The organism is Mesorhizobium sp. ORM8.1 (assembly GCF_053005525.2).
Map to the genome: position 1 here is coordinate 2,401,738 of NZ_CM132600.1, position 17,690 is coordinate 2,419,427.

Annotated in this window: 16 protein-coding genes and 4 pseudogenes; 9 read left to right on the top strand and 11 right to left on the bottom strand. The window is 60.5% G+C overall.

Annotation, left to right across the window (positions count from 1 at the left end; translation table 11 throughout):
- Positions 1 to 846: 846 nt before the first annotated feature.
- Both ACVDG8_RS12295 and ACVDG8_RS12300 read right to left on the bottom strand, forming a co-directional pair.
- Entirely contained in the window at positions 847 to 1,209 is a 363-nt protein-coding gene (locus ACVDG8_RS12295; RefSeq protein WP_447254950.1) for a DUF2285 domain-containing protein, read from the bottom strand.
- Entirely contained in the window at positions 1,166 to 1,654 is a 489-nt protein-coding gene (locus ACVDG8_RS12300) for a transcriptional regulator domain-containing protein (RefSeq protein WP_447254951.1), read from the bottom strand. The genes ACVDG8_RS12295 and ACVDG8_RS12300 overlap by 44 nt, the downstream gene beginning before the upstream one ends.
- A gap of 1,017 nt (positions 1,655 to 2,671) precedes the next feature.
- Here ACVDG8_RS12300 and ACVDG8_RS12305 point away from each other — a divergent pair.
- The 3 genes from ACVDG8_RS12305 (at position 2,672) to ACVDG8_RS12315 (ending at position 6,351) form a co-directional block, all read left to right on the top strand.
- Positions 2,672 to 4,795: a prolyl oligopeptidase family serine peptidase gene (locus ACVDG8_RS12305; protein ID WP_447254952.1), complete on the top strand. Its 2,124-nt coding sequence runs from the start codon at positions 2,672 to 2,674 to the stop codon at positions 4,793 to 4,795.
- Between the two features lie 144 nt (positions 4,796 to 4,939).
- Positions 4,940 to 5,635 (top strand): OmpW/AlkL family protein, encoded by a 696-nt coding sequence (locus ACVDG8_RS12310; protein ID WP_447254953.1) that lies wholly within the window; start codon positions 4,940 to 4,942, stop codon positions 5,633 to 5,635.
- A 506-nt stretch (positions 5,636 to 6,141) separates the two neighbouring features.
- Positions 6,142 to 6,351 carry a hypothetical protein gene (locus ACVDG8_RS12315; protein ID WP_447254954.1) on the top strand — a complete coding sequence of 70 codons (210 nt, stop codon included), beginning with the start codon at positions 6,142 to 6,144 and terminating at the stop codon, positions 6,349 to 6,351.
- On the opposite strand, the gene ACVDG8_RS12320 is transcribed toward ACVDG8_RS12315, so the two are convergent.
- Complete coding sequence (locus tag ACVDG8_RS12320) at positions 6,284 to 6,496, bottom strand: AraC family ligand binding domain-containing protein (RefSeq protein ID WP_455707827.1); 213 nt, start codon at positions 6,494 to 6,496, stop codon at positions 6,284 to 6,286. The genes ACVDG8_RS12315 and ACVDG8_RS12320 overlap by 68 nt on opposite strands.
- A 620-nt stretch (positions 6,497 to 7,116) precedes the next feature.
- On the opposite strand from ACVDG8_RS12320, the pseudogene ACVDG8_RS12325 reads away from it, so the two are divergent.
- Positions 7,117 to 7,389, top strand: a pseudogene (locus ACVDG8_RS12325) (OmpW/AlkL family protein); the annotation flags it as partial.
- A 957-nt stretch (positions 7,390 to 8,346) separates the two neighbouring features.
- Here the strand turns inward: ACVDG8_RS12325 and ACVDG8_RS12330 are convergent.
- Positions 8,347 to 8,562: a helix-turn-helix domain-containing protein gene (locus tag ACVDG8_RS12330; RefSeq protein WP_447254955.1), complete on the bottom strand. Its 216-nt coding sequence runs from the start codon at positions 8,560 to 8,562 to the stop codon at positions 8,347 to 8,349.
- 267 nt (positions 8,563 to 8,829) lie between these two features.
- Complete coding sequence (locus tag ACVDG8_RS12335) at positions 8,830 to 9,042, bottom strand: helix-turn-helix domain-containing protein (RefSeq protein ID WP_447254956.1); 213 nt, start codon at positions 9,040 to 9,042, stop codon at positions 8,830 to 8,832.
- Between the two features lie 103 nt (positions 9,043 to 9,145).
- Here ACVDG8_RS12335 and ACVDG8_RS12340 point away from each other — a divergent pair, with 103 nt between their 5' ends.
- Positions 9,146 to 9,397 carry a DNA -binding domain-containing protein gene (locus ACVDG8_RS12340; RefSeq protein WP_447254957.1) on the top strand — a complete coding sequence of 84 codons (252 nt, stop codon included), beginning with the start codon at positions 9,146 to 9,148 and terminating at the stop codon, positions 9,395 to 9,397.
- Positions 9,398 to 9,426: 29 nt separating this feature from the next.
- Here the strand turns inward: ACVDG8_RS12340 and ACVDG8_RS12345 are convergent, their stop codons facing one another.
- The 5 genes and pseudogenes from ACVDG8_RS12345 to ACVDG8_RS12365 form a co-directional block, all read right to left on the bottom strand.
- Positions 9,427 to 9,705 carry a DNA -binding domain-containing protein gene (locus ACVDG8_RS12345; protein ID WP_447254958.1) on the bottom strand — a complete coding sequence of 93 codons (279 nt, stop codon included), beginning with the start codon at positions 9,703 to 9,705 and terminating at the stop codon, positions 9,427 to 9,429.
- A gap of 12 nt (positions 9,706 to 9,717) precedes the next feature.
- Complete coding sequence (locus ACVDG8_RS12350) at positions 9,718 to 10,188, bottom strand: transcriptional regulator domain-containing protein (RefSeq protein ID WP_447254959.1); 471 nt, start codon at positions 10,186 to 10,188, stop codon at positions 9,718 to 9,720.
- A pseudogene (locus tag ACVDG8_RS12355) lies at positions 10,158 to 10,770 on the bottom strand (acyl-homoserine-lactone synthase). The gene ACVDG8_RS12350 and the pseudogene ACVDG8_RS12355 overlap by 31 nt, the downstream one beginning before the upstream one ends.
- 100 nt (positions 10,771 to 10,870) lie before the next feature.
- On the bottom strand, positions 10,871 to 11,596 hold the full coding sequence (locus tag ACVDG8_RS12360; protein WP_447254960.1) for an autoinducer binding domain-containing protein: 726 nt from the start codon (positions 11,594 to 11,596) through the stop codon (positions 10,871 to 10,873).
- Between the two features lie 1,043 nt (positions 11,597 to 12,639).
- On the bottom strand, positions 12,640 to 12,975 hold the full coding sequence (locus ACVDG8_RS12365) for an IS66 family transposase zinc-finger binding domain-containing protein (protein ID WP_447254961.1): 336 nt from the start codon (positions 12,973 to 12,975) through the stop codon (positions 12,640 to 12,642).
- Positions 12,976 to 13,028: 53 nt separating this feature from the next.
- On the opposite strand from ACVDG8_RS12365, the pseudogene ACVDG8_RS12370 reads away from it, so the two are divergent.
- The 3 genes and pseudogenes from ACVDG8_RS12370 to ACVDG8_RS12380 all read left to right on the top strand — a co-directional run.
- Positions 13,029 to 13,436: pseudogene (locus tag ACVDG8_RS12370) on the top strand (integrase core domain-containing protein); the annotation flags it as partial.
- 75 nt (positions 13,437 to 13,511) lie between these two features.
- Positions 13,512 to 14,603, top strand: coding sequence for an IS5 family transposase (locus ACVDG8_RS12375; protein ID WP_455707715.1), 1,092 nt, complete (start codon positions 13,512 to 13,514; stop codon positions 14,601 to 14,603).
- Between the two features lie 209 nt (positions 14,604 to 14,812).
- Positions 14,813 to 14,944, top strand: coding sequence for a hypothetical protein (locus ACVDG8_RS12380; protein WP_447254962.1), 132 nt, complete (start codon positions 14,813 to 14,815; stop codon positions 14,942 to 14,944).
- Between the two features lie 1,094 nt (positions 14,945 to 16,038).
- On the opposite strand, the pseudogene ACVDG8_RS12385 reads toward ACVDG8_RS12380, so the two are convergent.
- Positions 16,039 to 16,170: pseudogene (locus ACVDG8_RS12385) on the bottom strand (IS256 family transposase); the annotation flags it as partial.
- A 286-nt stretch (positions 16,171 to 16,456) separates the two neighbouring features.
- Between ACVDG8_RS12385 and ACVDG8_RS12390 the strand changes: the two are divergent.
- Entirely contained in the window at positions 16,457 to 17,674 is a 1,218-nt protein-coding gene (locus tag ACVDG8_RS12390; protein WP_455707828.1) for an IS110 family RNA-guided transposase, read from the top strand.
- Positions 17,675 to 17,690 lie beyond the last annotated feature (16 nt).

Below are 17,690 nucleotides of genomic sequence, written 5' to 3' on the forward strand. Positions count from 1 at the left end.
AACAGAGGCTCGGGGGCTGCGTAGCGTGCCGCATCGAGGCGCTTCGAAACAACTTTGAACGGGAGTGGCAATCCGGCTGGCGCAAGTACGTTTTAATGGGTTCAAGCACCGCGCGTGCCGAGCGGCCTAGCGACGCGCGGAACCTGTCTTTCCACAGGTTCTGCCTGCCGCGCTCACCGTTGAGCAGCATGTGCTGACGACGATGGGATCAGCTATGAAATGCTAAGACTATGCTGCGAGTGAGCCTTTCCGCATTACTTGAAAGGCGGTCCTCGAGTTGGCGATGGCCGAAATAGTCGCTGCCGGAACTTGGAGCCACAACGACGCGCTCGAAGATCTGGTTGTTTTGGGGCCTTGCCCTTCGTTTGCGTAACCGTCGCAGACGCAGCGGCAAGTCCGCCGTGCTCGACTAGCTTACAGATGTCAGCCGCATAGCCGGACCCGAAATGCGTCTCAAATTGTAAGTTCTAGCGCGAGTTCGTCCGAACACGCATGCCCGGCAGGAGACTGAGCTCGCTGCCGGGCCGGGTACGCCTTGGGAGGTGGCGTAAGTCCGCGACCTTCGTGGCGGGGGGAACCACTCAGTCCGCGCATTTTGCTGGGCGTGCATGTATCGTGCCAAGGCAAAAAGCGTTTTAAAATACCCGACGCGACAGCTTTTTTCTCCGTTGCGTACTCAACATTGTCACCTATGGAACAATGTCGAACGGGCCTCTCGGCATCGACTGACGCCTGAACCAGAGCGCACCTAAGGCCTTGCCCCGCCAAGTCGACCGGGCGAACTGGGGTGACCGGTTCTAGCTCCGAACTGCTCGCCGGCTGATGTACAGGGCGGACCGTCACTTCTCAAAGAAGGAAATCCCTGTACCCTCCATGCATAAGGGCGCGGCCACGAGAGACGGCGCGGCGAATGCGGTCGCGCAGATGATCGCGAGGATCCCTCCAGTCTGCATAGACGCGCCGTTGGCCAATCAGCGCTTCGGCGAGCTCGCGATGTGAGGCCCCAGCAAGTGAGCCGTCCAACGCACGAAGTACGAAGGTCAAACGGGGACCCCGTTTTTCGGGCAGGAATAAGCGGTCAGGGAGCTGTTGACCCAGATTCAGAGCATTGAGGCACTCGAGCGCCCTCAGGCGGTGCTTCGAAAGCGTCGCGGGCCAGATGGCGTCAGTACGGAGGCAAACGGGGTGCAAGATATCCCCGCCAGACACCGCAAGCTGGAGCGCATGCTGCGCGTTGCGAAGAAAAACATGCTGGCCATTGTCGGGCGCCAGCAGGACTGTCGCACGGCACGGCAATGCCGAGAGCTGGAACGGCGCTGTCGCCGAACACGCGGACTGCTGCTCTGCAAAGACCGGCAGCACATGAGCGCACCATAACGGAGACCAGAATACGACCGAATTGCGCACACAATACTCGGCGAAACAGAACACCCCAGCGTGACAGGTCGCCGGCCGACACGACCACGTCGAGAAAAGGTCGCAAGGACAAAGTACTTGCCTGCTGGCTTGCAGCGCTCACATCAGCCTGGAATGCTGGATTGCGGCGTAAGAACTCCCAGGCCCATTCGCGCGGCGTCAGAGCTGAGGTGTAATCGTATGAACTTTCATCGCGCCAATCAGCCTCATCGGCGCCCTTCACGAGGACTGCAGGCATTATTGTGCTCCCCTGCCCGCCCAAAGGTAGGTCGAAACATCATGCCGGTTGGCAAAGCACCGGCGCTGCGGCCACCAGACCTCGCTGAATGCGTTTCGTCGAAGCGTGTGCGGTCGGCACCGTTCGGGGCCGAACACGCCGGCAAATAGCGGCGACATGATCGAACCAGCGCAGCCAGCACGGCCCGAGCAGGCCAAGTGAGTTGGCTCGCCGACAGTGGCTGGTTCCTGCGCCGCATTCCTGACGTTCCTTGAAGACCGCGTCCCGCGGCGGTGGGTTTCACGTTGATGGTGCGCAGGTCGTCGTAGCGCGGGCGGTGTAAGCTCAGTCATGCGAGGTCTCCTGGGGGAAGTTCCCGCCATTGGAGGCCAAGTTTCAGGCTGTGGCAGCCTGTATAGGTGTACAGGTAAGCCGACTGTTCAGAGGGCCGCAGAAACGAACACCGACGTGGGCGAATTGTTTTGAGGTGGTGCTCACGCAGGGCATGGCGCCGGATGCGGTTGGTGGCAGGGGCTTGACCAACGATCAGGTCGGCCAACGAAGCCCTCGGATTTCCCATTTTTTACCGCTCCGGTGACTAGGCCCACAGAAGCTCTCGGTCCGCCTGGGCGGCCATCGCCTTGCGGTGCCGTCTGCCAATTGGATCCGAAGGCATTAAGCGTTCTGGTGCGCGAAGATGTTGCTAGCCAAGTTCATTGTGAGCTTGACTGCTTGGGTCTGCACCTTGCAGCCGAACTCGCCGCTGGAACTTGATCCGGCGATTGCGGGGTGCTCGTGTCGGATTCTCAACGATGTCGGACATGCGACACAGCGCTACTAGAGTCATCGCATTGTTTTGAAACGATTTCACAGTTGGCACGACAGATGCAGTCCTGTGCCCAGGAGCACTCTGGCGCCGCCAACTGAGAAGAACCCTCTGATGATCACGCTTTTCGAAGATGCTGGCGCCCCCGCCAACACTGATCATTACCGAGCAGACCGAAACTATAGCGCTTTCACTCGTCGGGTTGCCGCGACATGACCGAATTCGATTTCCGGCCAACGGTGAATGCACCCGACGATGACCCCCATCTTTGGCTTGAAGATGTAGATGGCGAACGGGCACTTGCATGGACGGACGGCCAGTCGGCCAGGACCCTGAAGTGCTTCGGTGGAACGCAGTTTGAGCGAGACCGAGCGGCGCTGACAGCGATTTTCGACCGCCCCGACCGGATTCCCCTGGTCACGCGCCGCGGTCAGTACCTCTACAATTTCTGGCAAGATGGCGGAAATCCGCGCGGGCTGTGGCGCCGGACCACCCTTTCTGTCTACATGGAGGCGGATCCCCGATGGGAGCTGCTGCTCGATCTCGACGCCCTCGCTGCTAGCGACGGAGAGGACTGGCTCTGGGGCGGCGCGTCGATCGAGCCGGAGGGACGGGAAAGAGCCCTTCTGCGCCTGTCGCGCGGCGGCGGCGACGCAGTCGCGCATCGCGAATTCGACCTCAGCTCTCTAAGCTTTGTCGCCGACGGGTTCGATCTGCCCGAGGCCAAGGGCGACATTGATTGGCTCGACCCCAACACGCTTCTGCTTTCCAGTTCGCTTGGTGATGGTATGGCCACGCGCTGCGGCTATGCACGCACCGTGCGACTGTGGAAGCGTGGCGCAGATCCCCTCACCGCGCCGGTAATCTTCGAGACCGGCTCCGAAAGCTTGGGTGTGTCTGGCCATCTTGACCGTACCGCCGAGAGCGAGCGCCTGTGGTTCGTCGAGCAGTTGGGCTGGCTCGAGAAGCTGGTACGCATTGGCGACAGAAGCGGGCCGACGATTGAGATCGACCTTCCGAACGACGCCCGGTGGGATAACTTTGGCGATTGGCTGGCGGTAAAGCCGCGCAAAGCGTGGACGGTTGCCGGGACGACCTATAGCGCCGACGCGCTGATCGGCATGTCGCTTTCCTCTTTTCTGACCGGCGAGCGCCGTTTCAGTACCCTATTTGAACCAGCCGAGAGACGCTGTCTGCAGTCATTCTTATGGAATGACGGGAAGCTCATTATCGGCTACCTGGCGAACCTCGCTCCGAGATTCGAGGTGTTTACCCCGGGCCCGCAGGAATGGACACGCCGAGCCCTAGACACAGTGCCCGCCGAAGGGACTGTTCACCTCTGGTCACTCGATGCAGCAGATCACGACACCAATGGAGAGGTTCTGGTTTGCGCTCAGGATCCGATCACGCCGCCGCAGCTTTTCCTATTCGATCTAAATGCCGCGCCGCCTCTCAGCGCTTCAGTAATGCTGAAGCGCAGCCCGGAGAATTTCGACCCATCCGGACTGGTGGTCACGCGCCATGAGGCAGTCTCGATCGATGGTGAGATGATCCCCTATACGCAGGTCGGTCCGGCTGATGGGAACGGAGATGCCCCGGTTCACCTTTCCGCCTATGGCGGGTTCGGCATATCGCTCCTGCCCTACTACAACTCCCCGCTCGGCAAGCTGTGGCTCGAGCGCGGCGGCACCTGTGTGGTGGCGAACATCCGCGGCGGCGGCGAGTTCGGCACCCGCTGGCACGATGCCGGGCGCAGGGAAGGCAGGCGTCTGGCCCATGACGATTTCGCCGCCGTTGCCGCCGACTTGGTCAGAAGGGGCACTACACTGTCGAGGCGGATCGCCGCGGAGGGTGGCTCAAATGGCGGCCTTCTGATCGCCAACATGCTAACGCGCTATCCTGAGCATTTCGGCGCGCTGTTCTGCACGATTCCGCTTCTCGACATGCGCCGGTACACCAAGCTCCTGGCAGGCGCGAGCTGGATCGAGGAATATGGCGATCCCGACAAGGCTGACGATTGGGCTTTCCTGAAGGAAATCTCCGCCTATCACACTGCCACGCCGGGACAGCCGTATCCGCCTATCCTGCTCGCCACCATGAAACGCGACGACCGCGTCCACCCCGGCCATGCGCGTAAGATGGCCGCAAAACTCCAAGCGCTTGGCTATCCCGCTTACTTTTACGAGCCCAGCACCGGTGGGCACGGCTACGGCAAGGACAATCGCGAGCGAGCGGCATTCATCAGCCTTGGCACCAATTTTCTTCGCAGCGCGATCGGCTGGCATGCCGATACCGTCATAAACGGAGGGGAACCAGACAAGAGCAAACGACGGTGATTGAGTAAAAGTCTATGGCTGCGAGAAAAGTACAAATGCGACCACTGCTTGCGCGAAATGCGCCTGACCTCTGTCGACCTCGGCCAACACATCCGGACTACAAGCGAGAAGGTCTATATTTCTGAAGAGCAAGGAGAGAATACGATGGCAACAAAGCGATTGAGCGTGGCGCGGGGCCTTATAGCGGCGATCGTCCTGATGCTGGTTGGACAGCAGGCGGCCGCGGCTGACGTTCCAGAGGTCCCGTGCGACCCCGACGAGGGTGCCGGGGTGCCGGAATGGGCTAGCCCGTGGCAGATCCGCCTGCGCGCCTTGGGTGTTATTACTGAGGATTCGGGTTACGTTAATGCGGTGCCCGGCTCCGGTCTTTCCTATTCGAATACCGCGACGCCGGAACTCGACATCTCGTACTTCTTCACGGACAACGTCGCCGCTGAGCTTATCCTCGGCACCACCTACGCCAATATCACGGGCCAGGGTTCGATCGTTGGGCTGGGCAATATCGGCAAGGTTTGGCTGCTGCCGCCGACGCTGACATTGCAGTACCATTTTACCGATTTCGGGGCCTTCAAACCCTATGTTGGCGCGGGCGTGAACTATACAATTTTCTATCATCAGCAAGCCGGCAGCGCCGATGATCTCAAGGTCAACAACACGTTCGGCACCGCACTGCAGGTCGGGTTCGACTACATGGTGGACCAGCATTGGGGCGTCAACTTCGACGTGAAGAAGCTTTTCCTCAAGCCAGCCTTCGATGTTACCGTGGCCGGCAACAAGCTGACTGGGAAAGCGCCGCTCGATCCCTGGCTGATAGGCGCAGGTGTCACCTACCGTTTCTGACAAAGGACGGCGAAGGCGGCTTACGCGCAGCCGAGGCGAATGAAGGGCGCCCGTGCGCCCTTTTTCCGTCGGCTCGACGATCCACTCTTGTCTAGTACCGAGGTACAACCAAGGTCGATGTATCTTGGGGTGTCCGAGCTGTTGCATATGCGACGTTAAGGTCGGGCGTCCGACACAGCCGGTTCGATCGATCGCCTTGATCTAAAGGGACTTTCCTTTGGCGCGCATGTTGCATCGTTCATCCGGACACGGATCAACGGACAGCCATGCAGAGAATGTCGATACCCAACGCTTTGTGCCGGAGCCAATTGCGGCCTTCGCGACGGCGACCTCCGCGACGTGCTGACCTCGCCTCAGCAGCCGTCGCGCCTCGTCAATGCGAACCTGGATCAGGTAACGGGTGGGGGGCACCCCGAAATGCGCCTTGAAGCCATCGATCAGCGTCGCTTGGAGCATCCGGCGAGGGCGGCGAGAGCGGCGAGCTGCAGGACTTCGTCCGAGTGGGCATGGATGAAGTCACGCACGTCGCGGAACCTCGGCGGCACCAATTTTTGCTCGGCGACGGGCGACCTGCCGACCTGCGCGAAGGCACGGGGCAGGAAACGGATCAGATGTTCCTCGATCTCCAGTGCCGAGCTATGCTCATGTTCAAGCAGGCGCCAGAGCGCGCCGAGTCCCTGCGCAACGAGGGCATTCTCCTGGAACGGGCTCTTTGAAGTCGATCGTTCCCGGTTCGGTCTGGCCGCTGTCCTCAAGGACTTGCCGGATAAGGCGTTCGGGCAGGTAGAAGATCTTCTGACTCCAGCCAAGGTCGTTGCCCGCACCCCCGAAATGCGGTTCGCCCGGCGCGAAGGTCGCGATGGTGCCGCTACCGGCGTGCCAAGTCTCGCCCCGGCACCAGACACCATGGACGCCCCGCTCGCGACGTGGTGTTCAGTTCGCCAATATAATATTCCGGACTATACCATCGCGTTTGCAGATGGCCGCGTCCCATAGGCGACTGCCGCTGCTACGCGGGCAAGTCGATCTGGGCGTGCAGGGTCCCAATCTGCGATAGCTGCTGAAATCTCCGAGGGTTTTGAAACGTGCAGCCCCGTTGCCGTCCCAGAACCGAGGCGACTGGGGACTGCATTCGGCTCCCCGCGGCGGCTATGACTGCACTGGTTGTCGGATCTCCGACGAACTCGCACATGAGACACAGCGCTATCAGAGTGACCGTGTTGTTTTGCAATGGTTTTCTCATTTGGCACGATACATGCTGAGGCTATCGCGCATGAGCGCTCCGTCAAACTCGATTGATGCGAGCAGTATTCAATCAAGGCGGAAGTGTGTCATTTCTGAAGATCAAGGAGAGAAGAGCATGGTGAGATCGCGAATGGGGTGGCGCGGGCATTAACAGCGGCTGTCGTTCTCATTGTTGCGGGACAGGCCGGCGCGGCAGATGTTGGGCAAGCCGCGAACGTCCCGCAGGCACGAACGGAGTTGCCGAAGCGCCCAGCCCCTCGCAGATCCGCCTGAGGGCGTTGGGGGTGATCACCGGGGATTCGGGCTTCGTCAATGCGGTGCTCGGCTCCGGTCTTTCGTATTCGAACACGATAACGCCGGAACTCGATGTTTCGTATTTCTTCACGGACAACATCGCCACCGAACTCATACTCGGCCCCACCTATGCCAACATCGATGGCCAAGGTGCGATCGGCGGGCTGGGCAAGGTCGGCAAGGCTTGGCTGCTGCCGCCGACGCTCACATTGCAGTAAGAGCGCCTGATAGCGATTTTATTCTTCGACAGAATAAAGCCTCCACGGGGGCCGGGGATCGACTTGTGAGATGTGCCGGTCGCAACGAGCCACAGGAATCGGATGCTCCGGCGGCAATCAGGCCGCTGATGTGCGCAATGTCAGCCACGAGATAGGAGTTCGCCTCCAGCACTGCCACCTAGGCAGATCCTTTCACGATCGAGCAGCGGTCCCCTTCGACCACGCGTCTGTACCGCCTCGAGCCGCTCCAGGTCCCGCTTATGATGCCCATCGTCGTGGGGCGGGAGATCGACCAGGAATTGAACCAACCCTCCGTCTGCCCACTGCATTGAGATGATAAGAGGACCAAGGACGTTGTCCGTTGCCGCAAAGAATGTCGGCTCTGGCCAGCATCCGGACCTGTCGCGCGACGCGCTCCCGACGAAGATCGAGAATCGCCGCTAGTTCGCAGACAGTCAGGTCGGCATGCGCGCAAAGCACGACGCCAAATAGAAGAGCCGAACCCCCGCCCTACTGGCTTTGTCATTTCGCGCTCTTCGCAAATGCTGTTCGGCGGCGGAACATAAACGACACCAGATTTCTGCCGCCACTGAACTCGAAAGTTGTGGGTGAGCGTACCATTGACGGCGATTTGCGGTCGCAAAGATAGCAATCCAGGGATGCAATTTTGATGACGTTGGTCGCTCAAGCCAAGCACAGCACGAGCTGTCGGCACGCAAGCGACGCACACGTGCGAGAACCTCGCAAGGTTCGATTTCGAGCGCTTCCGCTACGTCGAGGTCTATGCGACGTTCACCGCCCTCATACTTGGCCACGAAAGACTGCGGGCGGCGAAGCGCTTCGGCAAGCTTGGCCTAGGTTAAGCCCTTGTTCTTGCGCGCCGGTATCAGCTGTTCCAGCAGCCGGCGTTGGCGGGGCGATCGAAGGGATCTCGGCGTCAGACGATGCTTAAGTCTATTCAGATCGAGGATCGAGCATCGTTGCCGGCTCAACCTCCAGCACCATAGCGAGCTTCTCGACCATGTCGATGCTAGCAGCATATACACTGCGCTCAAGAGCGCTGATGTAGGTTCGATCAACACCAGCTTCATGTGCCAGCGCCTCCTGCGACAGCTTCTTTTTCTCGCGAAGCCTACGCAGATTGCGGGCAAAGACCTCTCGGATTCCCATAGTCGAGAGGCCACCCTCTTGTTGAGGATTTCACCACGGAGTATACTCTACAAACCAGAGCAACTTGCACGAGCGTCGACTTTGTCCGAACTACCTGCTGTTAGGGATCGCGACTTTCCGGATGCGAGCTGACGATGATTATCGCGCCAAGGACCGAAGCCGAATGGTCTAGACCCATGTCGAAGAGAGCGGGCTCAGTTCACTGGCGGCCGGTTGCGCGCCATCAAAATCGATTGCGGCAATCCAGGATGGGCCGGGGCGCCTTTGTTACTGCGGCGGCCTAATCAACTCACAAGGATCAACATCAAACGCTTTTGCGAGCCGGCCAAGCACACTGACACTTGCGGAAACCCGAGCACGCTCGATCGAGCCCACATAGCGCATGCTCAGCTCTGCGCGGGCAGCCAATTCTTCCTGCGTCAGGTCCTGATCATGGCGCAAGCGACGCATGTTGATCGCCATGACCTCCTTGAGGTCCATGGCGAGATAGGGACCAGAACCGGAACTATGGTTCTAGGAACGATCGTTCCTATTCGGTATAATTAGCCCAACTGACGACAAACCCTAACCGCAGGAGGTCGCAATGAAACCCAAAGTTCAAGACGAAGTCCCGTGGTCGGACCGTCTGACTGCTTACGACAACGAGCTATTCACGATCTATATGAGGCTCCTGGACGCGTCCGCCGACGATGCCAGCGAAGAGGAGATGGCGCAGCTCGTCCTCGGCATCGATCCGGTGCGAGAGCCTGAGCGCGCTCGAATGGCGGTTCGCAGCCATCTCGATCGGGCAAACTGGATGGTTACCACTGGATACAAAGAACTGTTCGCGCGCTGAGCGGCTCCAGGTGGCTATTCCAATCACCTTCAGGCGAGGAAATCCCGATAGCCACGATCCATGAGGATGTGGCCGCGGCGAACAGCACCTCGGATGCGATCCGCAACGTGATTGCGCGGATCCGTCCAGTCGGCCTGGACGCGTTGCCGGCCCAACAGGGCCCTTGCGATTTTACGGTGCGATGCACCGCCTAGCGAGCCGTCAAGCGCCTGGAGGACAAAGCGCAGACGACTGGCGCGCGCTTCGAGCGGAAACAGCCTGTCGGGAAGTTGTCCGGTCGCGTGAAGAGCATTGAGGCATGAACGCATTCGACTGCTGTCTCATCCGATCGGCGGGCCAGATCGCGTCGACGGGAAAGCCGAACGGGGCGCAAAACGTCCGCGCCCTCCACAAGCAGTTGTAAATCTCGGTGAGCATTTCGCAGCATAACATGCTGGCGACCGTCCGCCGTTGTCACGAGTGCCGCTCGACATGATAAGCAGCGAGATCAAACGAAAGTGTTTCAAGCGACAATGCCTTTTCTGCAATGACCGGCATGCGGGCATTGGCGGGAGCACCAGAACGCATTCGCATCGGGCCTCAACGAGCTTGCGAAATAGGAGCCCCCACTGCGTCAGATCGAGCGACGATCTCACCACTTCTATGTCGAAGCGCCTTTCTGCAAATTCTGCCTGCTCAAGCGCACGCCCCAAGTCACGCTGGAAGGCCGGATTGCGCCGCAGGAATTCCCAGGCCCAGCCGCGTCGCGTCTTATTACCTATCAGGCGCCCGTGCAGAGCACCGGCGCCCACAGCACGGGACCGCCAAGGCCGCCATTGCGGTGGACCGCAGCAAGGCTCTCCTCTGAGATATTTAAAAAGCCGGCAACGGCGAGCGTGGTGCAGATTGTCTGGGGCGGACCTATCCGGGCCAGCGGCCATCCGACGCGACGCAGATGCGCAAATCCGTAACCGTGACGATATGGGTGAGCTGCCGCGACAAACCGAACTCGATCATGCCGGCGAGGAGTTGATAGGTCGCAACAGCAATACTCCGATTGCCCTTCGGTGCAGCCGGTGGAAGATCAAGGGCGAAACGGCTGCTTTCCCATACACTCGGTTCCTCGGATGCCGTTCTCTCCTCCAAGAGCCTCGAAAAGACATCTCGCAGCATCGTCGGGCCCGTCGAGGGCAGAAGGCGTACTCCGCCCCCGACGCGACCGGCGGAGTCGCGCAACACGAGATAGTGCGGTTTCAGGGGATTGAATCGAAGCCGCCCGTCGTGCACACGTTCCAGCCGAGCCGCTCCTTGAAGACGCGGTAATGCAGGGGGTGCATTTCGTGAAGTTCGTCGGCAAAGGCGCCGTACCAGCCGGGCGCAATAAGCTCAATCATGATGGTCTCCTCGCAGGTATGACCCTGCCATTGGAGGCGAACCTTCATGCCGCGATTGCCTGTGCATTTGCACAGGTAGATCAAAGGGGGATTCTGTTCCTCAGAGGATTGATGATCGTGAGGAAGCCAGCAGTGTCACCGCCTGATTTTTGGTGCGCACGCCGAGCTTCTTCTTGGCATTGTCCAGATGGAAAGCGGCCGTGCGCTCCTTGATTCCCAAGATACAGCCGATCTCCCAGGCGGACTTGCCCTTCGCCGTCCATTTCAGGCATTCGTACTCACGGGGCGTCAGCGAAACACCATCCACCGCCAGACCACCCGAAAGCTTGCGGCGAACGCCAATGTGAAAGCACATCGCCATAATCTCGAGCGCCTGCTCATATTGCTCGGCGACGCGCAGGAAGGTCGGATCGAGCCTGTCTGCCGCGAAGGTCATCGCAGCGACACCGCCGCGGCGATCAACAAGTGGAATCGTCAGTCCACAGCAGATGCCGAATTCGGCAGCCTCATCGAAAAGCTGTCGCTGTCGCGTTGAAATGCTGGCATGGCCGAATCCCGGTCCCCACTGAAAGGAACATTCGCTGCATCTTGCCCATTCTATGACCGGGTCGATCCTTTCATATTGGTGGCGCAAGTAGTGCGACGTCCACCCGTTATGATAGTTCGATATCAGCCTGGGTTTTGTGACGCGACCAGACACCAGAGACAGATAGGCGAACGCGGGAATGTCGAAGGCGCCGGCGGCGCAGGCCAGTGCGTTGTGGAAATCGACTTCATCGACGCTCAACGACAGCTGTTCTAGCAAAGTTTCGAAGACGAGCTGCATTTTCTCCTGCGGCTGTTTTCAATTAAATCTTGGACTTTCTGGCTTCTTGGCAGCTACGGCGAGAAGACTCGCACCTGAGATATTCGACGTTGGAGAAAATTCACCGCAGTGACTACTCCCCGGACCTTCGATCATATGAAACGAGGTGCATGCGACCGCGACGCCGGCTGCGCAAGCCGCGGGTCCGAAGCTGCGATTGTGGGCGGTTGCAACGGTGTAGTAGAAATACCGAAGCTCGATGTGCCCTCCGGAGATGACCTCCTTCGCGAACTTGCGATTGCGGACGCGCTACAATCACGCAGATCCAGCGGGGCACCCAAATCCAGCGGTCAAAAAAGGCGCCCTGCCGGCGGGGAGGTACACCGGCAGGGCGCGCCGCACAAACACCCTGATCGTTGGGCAACAGGACAGCGGCGGCAGAACTGATTTGGTTATCGTTTGCGATCGAAGTTATCCGAAGCATGCTGGGTCGCTCTATTGATGTCGAGCCGACGAGGCCGGTCACTTGTGAGTATATCAGCTTCACCGGACCGCTTTGCGCGATTAACCTTCCATCAGCGCAGGGAATCGGCGTTTATCGCTGAATCCGCAACTAGCGGGCTGGCCTCCGGTTGATGAAGCAGGCCTGTGACGATGATTGATCTGTCGCTGCTGAGATCCACTCCACATGAGCTGGCGGACCTTGCGTTCGAGCGCATCGATCCCCGAAGCATGGGCCCAAACACGCGACCGACTCCACGCGCGGGCAACCGATGATCGGATCCGGTTCATTTTCATAGAGTTTGTCGAAGCCGGCATAGGCGTCTGCGTGAAGGAAGCCGGATTCCGGTCTTGGGCGTGCTTGCCCTTGCGGTTAAGCGACTAGCGATAGGAAGCCGCCGACGGATTGGGCGAGCCCCGTGCCTTCGTCGCGCACAATGACCCACAGCCGGCCGCTCTTGCCCTCGGGAGCGTAGATGCCGGACTGTCGGTTCAAAGGGGTCGCATATCTGGAAACCAGCACATGGGCGATAAACCCTTGGCCCGGCCTGCCGGCTCGATCGTCAGGCTAGGCATCGCCTGCTGGGTGATGGTCTCGCAATCCGGCAGCTCAATTTCGGCCGTACATGCACGACGACTTTGAAGTGTGACGGCACATATTCCAGCACCTCGCATTCATCGTCGCTGTTCCCTGCCCAGCCGCTCGGAACCGCAGGTCGGGCGGGCACAGACCCCGGCGTATGACGACCCGCGCGCCGGGTGATCGGGGCATCGGCCGGCAATTGCCCCGCGCTGTAGGTCTGGCGGCGCCGCCGTTTCACGGACCGACATTTGACGTCCTCAATCCATCTACCGGCGAAGTGCTGACAGAATTCCCCGACCGGGTGTCGAGGAGACACGCGCAGCGATAGACAAGGCGCATGTCGCCCAGCCTAGATGGCGGCGCTGACGGCATATCGACAGTTGCGAACTGCGGCATGCCGACGGCAAGCTGGTCATGTTCCTGGCGATCGACCGCGTGTCGAAGTTCAATTACGTCGAGTTCCATGACTGCACCGGCAAGACTGCATCGTCAACGACATCGAACATCGGCTAACCAAACCCTATCACCCTGGACCAACAGTCGGCCGAGCGGATGAGCCGAACCATCAAGGACGCCACAGTCAAGGTTTACCACTACAACGATCTGGAGAACCTCAAGGCCCATGTCATGGCCTTCGTTGCCGCCTATAATTTCGTCAAACACCTCATCGCCCTACGATGGCGAACACCCTATCAGGTGATCTGCAACGCATGGACAAAGGACCCATCAATCTTCAAGATCAATCCGCACCCCCTCATTCCGGGACCACACACCTAGCAGGCTGTTGAAAAAGGGCTCGCGACGGTCCCAGGTTCGTGATTCACTCTGACCACGAAGAGGTGGGAGTGAATCGTGCGGGGCGAAGACGAACAGACAGGCGAACTGTTCAGCTACGTGGACCTTGGAGCGCGGGTACGGCGTGATCATCCGTTGCGCGCAATCCGGCTGATTGTGAGCGAGGCGCTGTCGGCGCTGGAGCGGGAGTTCGCGGCGCTGTATTCGCCGATCGGACGGCCATCGATCCCGCCGGAGAAGCTGCTGCGGGCGATGCTGCTGCAGGCGTTCTATTCAATCCGCTCGGAGCGGCTGTTGATGGAACGGCTGGAATACGATCTTCTGTTCCGCTGGTTCGTCGGCATCGGTGTCGACGAGGCGGCGTGGAACCATTCGGTGTTCTCCAAGAACCGCGACCGGCTGCTGGAAGGCGACATCGCCGCAAAGTTCCTGGCGGCGGTGCTGGCGCAGCCCAAGGTCAGGAGGCTTCTGTCGACGGATCACTTCTCGGTCGACGGGACGCTGATCGAGGCCTGGGCGTCGATGAAGAGCGTCAAGCCGAAAGACGGCTCGGGCGAGCCGCCGGCTCAAGGCGGCGGGCGCAACGCCGAAGCGGATTTCCATGGCCAGAAGCGGTCGAACGATACCCATGGCTCGACCACCGATCCTGACGCCAGGCTCTACCGCAAGGGCAAAGGCAAGGAGACGAAGCTCTGCTTCATCGGGCATGGGCTGATGGAGAACCGCCATGGCCTTCTGGTCGACGCCTGCCTGACGTTTGCCGACGGGCATGCCGAGTGGGTGGCGGCACTCCATATGATCGAACCTCGTGCGGATCGGTCGGCTGCGATCACGCTTGGCGCCGACAAGGCCTATGACGCGGAGGACTTCATCAACGAGTTGCGTTCGATGAGGGTGACGCCGCATGTGGCGCAGAACACGAACGGGCGAAGTTCGGCGATTGATGGGCGCACGACCCGGCACGGCGGCTATGCCGTCAGCCAGCGTATCCGCAAGCGCATTGAGGAGGCGTTCGGCTGGATCAAGACGATCGCCGGGCAGGAGAAAACCAACTTGCGCGGCCGCGACCGGGTCGGATGGGCCGTCACCTTCGCTGCCGCCGCCTATAATCTGGTGCGGCTGCCTAAACTCATGGCGGCACCGACATGACCGCGCCCGCAGGCTGTCAACTGATCGGCCACTAGCGCATCATCGAGGCCGATCTGTGGGATCGCGGGTACCTCGACTTCGGCGGACCCGCAACCATTACCATTGGAGCCGACAATCACGGCGAAATCGCCTTTGGCGCCCTGCAAGCCGGCCTCGATCTCCGCTACAGTCCCTCGATGGTCTTCTTCGCATGGGGTGGCTGCGAGGAGATGAATGAAGTCACCGGCGACGGCTCCGCCGAACTGCTCGACGACGGCTCGATCGAGATCACATTCGCCTATCACAACGGCGACGAAGCCATCCTCAAAGCCAAACGGGATACTTCTTCAACAGCCTGCTAGACCATTGAGCCACTCCAGCGCCCTCAGCCGATGCTTCGAAAGCATCGCGGGCCAGATCGCCTCGGCACTCAGGCTAACAGGGTGCAAGATATCCGCGCCCTCGACTGCGAGTCGGAAGGTATGCTCCCTGTTGCCGCGGAGAACATGTTGGCTCTTGTCCGGGACAGTAGGACCACCGCACGACATGGCAAGGCTGCCAGGTCGAACGGCGATGTCGTCGAGCATTCAGACAGCTGTTGCGCGACGACCGGCAGCAGATGGACGCACCCGCGCGGACACCAGAACACGGCCACACTGGGCGCATAGGAATGTGCGAAACAAAAACACCCCAGCGCGACAGGTCGCTGGCCACGCGATTACGTCCAGAAAGGATTCGCGAGACGGAGCATTGGCCTGCTGGCGCACAGCGAGAAGATCACGCTGATTGCTGGATGGCGGCGCTGGAACCCAAAGCCCAGCCGCGCAGCGTCAGACGAACGCTGTAGTCGTTGGATCTTTCATCTTGCCACTCAGCTTGATCAGCGCCCGCCAGAAGAACTCTAGTCATGGCTGTGAGCCGTCCGAGTTCATTTTCACTCGCGAAGCACACCGGCGCCCAAAGCAGCGGGCCGTCTATGCGACCGTTTCGTCTGACTGTGTACCATTGGAACTGTTCAGGACAGGAGAGGTACGCACCAGCGACCCGACCGTCAAAACCGTACAGTAATAGGGAGAGCCGCCTGAGCGGGTCGGTGGAATCAGTTTAATGAGCGGTATCGACGCCTGCGCCCGATCCAGATCTTCTTCGGGACGAGGTTGCGCGGACGGTGGATGGCACCTGGTTCGTCGGCAGAGTTATCGTAGCTTACGGTGCAATTGAGCTCGGTCGTCGAAGGCCTCCTCGCCGGAATTTCCCGTCACTGTCACTGAAGTCGAACCTTCAGGCCATGGCAGCCTTTACAGTTGCACAGGTGAAGCTGACCAACCAAAAAACGAACCGCCAGACGCGCGATCAGCTCTTGGTAGGGCTCGCGCCGAACGTGCTCCGCAGGGCGCTATCGAGATGGAATGTGGCCTTGCGCCGTGATCGCGGTTTCAGCCGATTTAGTTGCGCTTCAGGCGGCCAATGCCCTCAGGCTCTCCTTCTTGTGCTCGCGCAGATGTTCGACGTTGAGGTAGCGGGTCGCCTCGAGCCAGGTCTCATGGATCTCGACCGCCAGCGCCCGCACCAGCCGCGGACAGCTCTGCGGAGCCGCTCCAGCATGTGTAACCGGTATGATCATGACTGTGCCATCCGATCCCCGCTGGAGATGATCGATTTTCGGCGTATGGTGCGACCATCCGGGACAGGGGCACCGGGAGCACGCCAAGTGCGGGCAGGCCGATGTATTCGATGAGCTGCGAGCTCGCGTTAGTAGCTGGCCGCCCCTGCGACCTGCCCGGTTGCGCCGAGAGCGCGGATCCGTAGGTGTCGCGTCGCCCGCCGGCTCCCGACTGTTTGAGGAGAGGGAGCCGATGAGACGCGTGATTGGAATGGACATCCACCGCACCTTTGCGGAGGTGGTGGTTTGGGAAGATGGCCAACTGCGCCATCACGGACGGGTCGACATGACCCGGTCGGGACTGGAAGGGTTCGGCCGCAGTTTGCGAAGGACGGATGAGATTGTCGTCGAGGCTACGGGCAACGCCATGGCGGTGGTGCGGGTTCTGTCGCCCTATGTCGGCCGGGTGATTGTCGCCAACCCGATGCAGGTGAAGGCGATCGCCCATGCCAGGATCAAGACCGACAAGATCGATGCCGGGGTTCTGGCGCAGCTCCATGCCAGCGGCTTTCTGCCGGAGGTCTGGGTTCCCGATGAGCGGACTGAGCGGCTTCGCCGCCTCGTCGCGCGGCGCAACCAGATCGTGCGGCAACGCACGCGCGTGAAGAACGAGGTGCATGGCATCCTGCAGGCGCATCTCGTGCCGAAGTGCCCGCATGCCGATCTGTTCAACCGTCGGGGTCGCGCCTGGCTCGAGCGGCAGGTGCTTCCCGACGACGAGCGGGCCGCTATCGCTCGCCACATCCGCGAGATCGACCGCCTGGCCGAGGATCTGGCTGACCTCGATCGGGAGATCGCCCGGGAAGCGGTTGATGATGTGCAAGTCCGGCGGCTTCAGACGATCACCGGCGTGAACGCCATCGTCGCGAGTGGTATCATCGCCGCCGTCGGCGACATCCGGCGGTTCCGCGAACCGCAGAAGCTGGTGAGCTACTTCGGCCTCAATCCTCGTGTGCGTCAATCCGGTCTTGGCTTGGCGCAATATGGCCGGATCAGCAAACATGGGCGCTCCCATGCCCGCGCCATGCTGGTCGAGGCCACCTGGGCGGCGGCGAAGGCGCCCGGACCGCTCAGGGCTTTCTTCCTGCGCATCCGCAACAAGCGCGGCTATCAGGTCGCAGCCGTGGCGCTCGCCCGCAAGCTCGCCGTGTTGATTTGGCATCTGCTGACAAAGGAGCAGGACTACTTCTGGGCTCGCCCGGCGCTGGTGGCGGCAAAGCAGAGGCAGCTCGCTCTCAAGGCTGGTGCGCCAGGCGAGCGCGGTGTCGGTCGCCGCGGTTCGGCTTACGCCTACAACGTGAAGGAGTTGCGAAACAGCGAGAAAGCCGCGGCCGAGAATGCCGAACGTGCCTACGAGCTGATGGTTCGGCATTGGCGGTCACGAGGGCCGAAGCGGCGCACGGACGCCACAAACGAGGAACGACTATAACGGCTGCGTGGCGGCA

What these genes read in the sequence shown, in the direction of transcription:
- ACVDG8_RS12380 (WP_447254962.1), top strand. Translation starts at nt 14,813, where the DNA reads ATGAATGAAGTCACCGGCGACGGCTCCGCCGAACTGCTCGACGACGGC.
- ACVDG8_RS12300 (WP_447254951.1), bottom strand. Translation starts at nt 1,654, where the DNA reads ATGCCTGCAGTCCTCGTGAAGGGCGCCGATGAGGCTGATTGGCGCGAT.
- ACVDG8_RS12330 (WP_447254955.1), bottom strand. Translation starts at nt 8,562, where the DNA reads ATGGGAATCCGAGAGGTCTTTGCCCGCAATCTGCGTAGGCTTCGCGAG.
- ACVDG8_RS12315 (WP_447254954.1), top strand. Translation starts at nt 6,142, where the DNA reads ATGGATGAAGTCACGCACGTCGCGGAACCTCGGCGGCACCAATTTTTG.
- ACVDG8_RS12390 (WP_455707828.1), top strand. Translation starts at nt 16,457, where the DNA reads ATGGACATCCACCGCACCTTTGCGGAGGTGGTGGTTTGGGAAGATGGC.
- ACVDG8_RS12310 (WP_447254953.1), top strand. Translation starts at nt 4,940, where the DNA reads ATGGCAACAAAGCGATTGAGCGTGGCGCGGGGCCTTATAGCGGCGATC.
- ACVDG8_RS12305 (WP_447254952.1), top strand. Translation starts at nt 2,672, where the DNA reads ATGACCGAATTCGATTTCCGGCCAACGGTGAATGCACCCGACGATGAC.
- ACVDG8_RS12340 (WP_447254957.1), top strand. Translation starts at nt 9,146, where the DNA reads ATGAAACCCAAAGTTCAAGACGAAGTCCCGTGGTCGGACCGTCTGACT.
- ACVDG8_RS12335 (WP_447254956.1), bottom strand. Translation starts at nt 9,042, where the DNA reads ATGGACCTCAAGGAGGTCATGGCGATCAACATGCGTCGCTTGCGCCAT.
- ACVDG8_RS12360 (WP_447254960.1), bottom strand. Translation starts at nt 11,596, where the DNA reads ATGCAGCTCGTCTTCGAAACTTTGCTAGAACAGCTGTCGTTGAGCGTC.
- ACVDG8_RS12345 (WP_447254958.1), bottom strand. Translation starts at nt 9,705, where the DNA reads ATGCGTTCATGCCTCAATGCTCTTCACGCGACCGGACAACTTCCCGAC.